Source organism: Lactiplantibacillus sp. 7.2.4 (assembly GCF_018991185.1).
Lineage (GTDB): Bacteria > Bacillota > Bacilli > Lactobacillales > Lactobacillaceae > Lactiplantibacillus > Lactiplantibacillus pentosus.
This window is the reverse complement of sequence record NZ_JAGYGS010000180.1, coordinates 1-354: the sequence shown is the minus strand read 5'-3', so window position 1 is coordinate 354 and position 354 is coordinate 1. Positions and strand designations below refer to the sequence as shown.

Annotated in this window: 1 pseudogene; it reads right to left on the bottom strand. The window is 31.9% G+C overall.

Annotated elements, in window-relative coordinates:
* Positions 1-62, bottom strand: a pseudogene (locus tag KGF70_RS17105) (recombinase family protein); the annotation flags it as partial.
* Positions 63-354 lie beyond the last annotated feature (292 nt).

The window sequence follows — 354 nt, the reverse complement described above, 5'->3', positions numbered from 1 at the left end:
AACTCAATTTGATTTGCTAATTTTTGATCAGTGGTACTGACCCGCGCATAGCCATATTTCATCTTTTTATCTCCTTATTTATGTCATTAAGTAATGACACGGTTCTAGCCCTTTAATTATACAGCATCAAAAAAGAGGCCACAACTGTTAAGTTATGGCATGTTTTCACTCTATCTAAACACTTTACTCGTTATATATTCAAGACGCCAAAAAAATTGCATCTAATATATCTAAGCCCTTTAACGGGGAGACACTTTGATACTTGCAGTGTTTGATTAATTACTCGGGTATACAAAATAATCATTATCACGAGCAAAAAATAATTTTAATGTTTAAATTTACATCACTCCAATA